Genomic DNA, 3,831 nt, shown 5'->3' with positions numbered 1-3,831 from the left:
CGTACGGGCCGGGTGGCCGGATTCCCGTGCGGGGTTCACGCAGGCGGGCGTGCTCGGTGTGGTGGTCGACTCGGACTGCTGCGTCATCGAGGAGGCTCCCGTCGCTGAGCGTCGTCGCGGAGATCGTCGAAGACCGACCTCAGGGTGGTCAACGCGCGTTGCACGTGGGGCAGTTCCCATGGTTCGGCTGAACCTGCACAGAGGGCGCGCTCCTGCCGAGTACCGCCGAGCAGCGGCGCGGTGGACAGGCGGACGCGCAGTGCGCCGAGGTCGTCGCCGAAGCGGTGACCGCCGGGCGCGGGCATCCCGAGCCGGGCGGAGAGGTGGTCCTCCAGGTCCTGCGCGTCGCCCACGCCGTGCGGGGCCAGCGCGGTCCGCAGCGGGCCGAGGTCGGCGTAGAGGTGCCGGCCCGCCCGTGGCGGCCGGGCGAGCGCGCCCGCGGCGACCACCGCGCCGTGCACGGCGGCGGCCAGGTGCGCGTGCGTCCGCACGGCGGCGGCCACGCGCGCGGTGACCGGCTCGGGCTCGGCGAGGGCGTACTCGGCGGCCGCCGCGACCGGCGCCGCGACGCGGGCGTCCAGCGCGGTGAGCACGTCGAGCACGCGCGCGTGGAGGTCGGCCCCGTCGGGACCGTCGGCGAAGCGGGCCACGGCGGCCGGCCAGCCGGGCGGCAGCAGCGCGCCGGCCAGGTCGCCGACCACCGTGACCCGGTCAGGCAGCATCTCGGCGGGGCTGAACAGCACCGTGGTGTGCGGGTCGTGCACGGTGTCGCGCCAGGTCTCGTCGCTGACCAGGTGCAGGCCCTCGCCCGCGGCTGCCTCGACGGCCTCGTGCAGCGCCTCGGGCGGGGCGACGGTGGCGGTCGGGTCGTCGGCGACGGACAGCACCAGCAGCCGCGGGTCGCCGCCTTCCGCGCGGACTCTGCGGACGGTCTCCAGCAAGGCGTACGGATCCGGTACCCCGCCGCATTCGGCCGGGGTCGCCACATGGAACGCGGGTCTGCCCAGCAGGCGCGCGTACGGGCCCCACCAGGCGGCGCACGGGCGCGGCACCAGGACGTCGCCGCCGAGCGCGGCGGTCAGCGCGAGCAGGAGCGCCGGGGCACCGGGCGCCGCGGTCACCCGGCCGGGGGCGGCGGGCAGGCCGCGCCGGGCCCAGTAGCCGCAGGCCGCGTCCCGCAGCGTCGTACCGCCGCCGACCGGTTCGGCCGCCGACCGGCCCGCGGCGGCGGCGAGCACCTCGGACAGCTCCGGGAGCAGCGGCAGCCCGTCGTCGGGCAGGGGCGGCCCGTAGCGGACGGGGCCGTGCCCCTCGGGGTCCGTGCGCCCCATGCCTACCTCCGCGCAGTCCTGGTGCCCTGTTCCACCGCTGTGCTGCCGTGTGCTCACGCGGCTCCCAGGGACAACGGGTACCCCACCCGTCGCGTCACCATGAGCGTTCCCGTCGCCGCGCGTCCCTGACACCGTGGGGCGGCTCAGTACTCCCGGCCGGGTTCACGGCGCCACAGCCGGTGCACGGCGGCGCCGAGCGCGCCCACGATCAGCAGACCGCCGGCGACGATCGCGGGGACGGATCCGGTGAACGCGCCGCCCTCCCCGGCCTCCACGCCGTGCGGCAACGCGTCCTGCGCACAGGATTCGGTACGCGCGGCGGTGCGTGCGGCGGTGTGCACGTGCGCCTTCGGGTACGTGCCGGAATCCGCGCCCCGGTCCGCCGTCGAGTCCGGGCCCTTGTCCGTGCCCTTGTCCGTGCCCTTGTCCGGCCCCTTCTCCGTGCCCTTCTCCGTGCCTCCGTCCGCGTGCTCGCCCGCGTGCCCGTCGGTACGGGACCCGCCGCACGCCTGGTCGCCGTCCCGGCCGGTGTCACGGCCGCCGTCCTGTCCCGCGCCTGTGCCGCCGTCCCGGCCGGTGTCACGGCCGCTGTCCTGTCCCGCGCCTGTGCCGCCGTCCCGGCCGGTGTCACGGCCGCCGTCCTGTCCCGCGCCTGTGCCGCTGTCGCCCCCGCTGTGCCGGCCGCCGTCCCCGCGGGCGCTCCCGCCGCCGTCGCCGCCGGTCCCCCGTCCGGCGTCGGTACCGGTGTCCGATCCGGTACCGGTGTCCGGCTTGATGCCCGCGTCCGTGTCAGGCCCGGTGGGGGCATCGGGGGCGGTACCCGTATCCGGCACGGAACCGGTGCCAGGCACAGCACCAAGACCCGCATCCGGTGCGGTACCGGTGCCAGGCACAGCACCAAGACCCGTATCCGGTGCGGTACCGGTACCAGGCACAGCACCAAGACCCGCATCCGGCACGGAACCAGTACCAGGCACAGCACCAAGACCCGCATCCGGCACGGAACCAGTACCAGGCACAGCACCAAGACCCGCATCCGGTGCGGTACCGGTGCCACGTGCGCCGCCGGTACCCGTGTCCGGTCTGATGCCCGGGTCCGGAATGATGCCCGCGACCGATCCGCCACCGGTGGCGGCACCACGTCCGACGCCACCGCCTACGAGCCCGGTACCCGTGTCGGGACCACGTCCGGCATCCCCGCCGACGAGCCCGGTACCCGTACCGGGCTCACGTCCGGCGGCACCGGCAGCGGCCCGTCCCGTGCCTCCGGCAGTGCTTCGCCCGGCCTCACCGGCGGGGCCCAGGACGCTGCCGCGTCCGGCGGCACTGCTGCCACCGCCGGTACCGAGCCCGGCGAAGGCCCTGCGACCGCCGCTCACGGTGAACTTCGCGCTCCACACCCTGCCCGGTCGGCCGCCCTCTGCCGGGCACCTGCCGGAGACGCTCCACGCGGAGCGCCCGGCAGCGCTGTCCGGCGTGGCCGGCAGGTCCTGGGCGGGCGGGATGTGGGCGGTGCCCCGGTAGGTGGCCGAGGCCGCCGTCCGGCCGCCGGTCGCGGTGACCCGGCGCAGCCTGACGGTGCCCTCGTCGAATGCCGGTGACACGGCGTCGATGGTCCGGGGCGCGGATCCGCCCAGGGCGCCGCAGCCGACCGAGACGGTGACGCTGTCCCCGGGGACGGATGCGCCGGGGCTGACCTTCGCGGCCGGGTCCGCGAACGCGACCGGGTCCGCGAACGCGACCGGCGCGGCAGCCGTCATGGCGGCACCGGCCAGGGCGGCGGCGGACAGGAGACGAGCGGTGCGGCACATGGGGCGGGCTCCTTAGGCCTGACGGCTGTCGGGACACTCCGGTCGTGCCCCACAGCCATCACAGCCCGCCCTGCCATGGGCCGCGCGCGGCCGGACACCATTCGCGGGACAGCCCGCCGCCGACCGGGTGAACGAGCCGTCGTCGCCGCATCCCGCCTCAGGGACGGGAGAACGGGACAGGGCGAAGCGTCCCGCAGGCCGGTGTCAGGCGCCGCCGTGTCCCGCCCCGGGTCCCCACTTGCCCACCGGCGTCCGGCCCGCCGACGCGGCGGCCCGCACCCGCGCGCCGTCCCGGGTCCGGGCCGGGGAGACGAAGCGGCGGGGGTTGCGCCGCAGGTACTCGCCCTCCAGCTGGGCCATGCGGTGGTTGTGGGTGCGCAGCGCGTCGTTGGAGCCGTACAGCAGGGTGTCGTGGCGCGTGCGGTGGATGTTCTCCAGTTCCTTCATCAGCTGCTGGTCGTCCAGTCGCGCCGGGTCGACTCCGCTCATGGTGGTACCCCGCTCGTCGTGTCCGTCCCTGCGGTCCGGTCCCGCCCGTGGGCGATTCCGTCGGGCGGGATCCGGAAGGGAAGCCATGGAACTCGCCGGGTCGGCCGGGGGTCGCCCCCGGCGAAGCCCGACCGACGCGGCCCTCGCGTCTCTGCCTCCACTGTACGAACATTCCGGCCCCCGGGCCCCCGGGCCCCGAG

The 3,831-nt window shown here is 76.5% G+C and carries 3 protein-coding genes; all 3 read right to left on the bottom strand.

The window, feature by feature from the left end:
• Window positions 1-83: 83 nt before the first annotated feature.
• Window positions 84-1,331, bottom strand: a complete 1,248-nt coding sequence (locus FNH09_RS45155) for an aminotransferase class I/II-fold pyridoxal phosphate-dependent enzyme (protein ID WP_152895677.1) — start codon at window positions 1,329-1,331, stop codon at window positions 84-86.
• A 143-nt stretch (window positions 1,332-1,474) separates the two neighbouring features.
• Entirely contained in the window at window positions 1,475-2,164 is a 690-nt protein-coding gene (locus tag FNH09_RS46940) for a hypothetical protein (RefSeq protein WP_156110865.1), read from the bottom strand.
• Window positions 2,165-3,346: 1,182 nt separating this feature from the next.
• Window positions 3,347-3,631 (bottom strand): DUF6158 family protein, encoded by a 285-nt coding sequence (locus tag FNH09_RS45145; protein WP_152895676.1) that lies wholly within the window; start codon window positions 3,629-3,631, stop codon window positions 3,347-3,349.
• Between the last annotated feature and the right edge of the window lie 200 nt (window positions 3,632-3,831).

It is taken from the genome of Streptomyces adustus (assembly GCF_009377175.1).
GTDB lineage: Bacteria > Actinomycetota > Actinomycetes > Streptomycetales > Streptomycetaceae > Streptomyces > Streptomyces adustus.
The sequence above is the reverse complement of the archived record's forward strand: the minus strand, read 5'-3'. Positions and strand labels throughout refer to the sequence as shown.